This window comes from Pseudomonas vlassakiae (assembly GCF_014269035.2).
Lineage (GTDB): Bacteria > Pseudomonadota > Gammaproteobacteria > Pseudomonadales > Pseudomonadaceae > Aquipseudomonas > Aquipseudomonas vlassakiae.
This window is the reverse complement of the sequence record NZ_JABWRP020000063.1, coordinates 1-475: the sequence shown is the minus strand read 5'-3', so window position 1 is coordinate 475 and position 475 is coordinate 1. Positions and strand designations below refer to the sequence as shown.

1 protein-coding gene is annotated in these 475 nt (G+C 64.2%); it reads left to right on the top strand.

Annotated features, from left to right (window positions below):
• Positions 1 to 475: DUF6531 domain-containing protein (locus tag HU738_RS25790; RefSeq protein ID WP_225923540.1), on the top strand; the 475-nt coding region annotated here is incomplete at both ends.

Sequence of the window (475 nt, the reverse complement as noted above, 5' to 3'; positions counted from 1 at the left end):
ACTGATCCCCGATGAAATCGACTTCAGCCTGCCCGGCCTGATGCCGATCGAATGGTCACGCTTCTACGCCAGCGACCTCACCGTCGACAGCGTGCTCGGCCGTGGCTGGGTGCTGCCCTGGGAGCAGAGCCTGCGCCGCCAGGGCTCGTTCATCTACCTTACCGACAACCAGGGCCGCGAAGTCCCGTTCGTGACCCTGCAACCGGGCGAGCGCATCTACAACCCGCACGAGCAGGTGTACCTGGTGTGCACCGAGGGCGGCCACTACCTGCTGCAGACCCTCGACAACCTGTTTTTCTACTTCGGTGAAGTACCCGACACCAATACCGAGGTGCCGCTGCAACGCATCGAAAACGCCCTCGGCCACTACCTGCACTTCACCCGCACCTCCGACGGCACCCTGACCGACATCAGCGCCACCGGCGGTATCCGTGTGCACCTGCACTACGACAACCCGCTGGGCCGCCTGACCGAC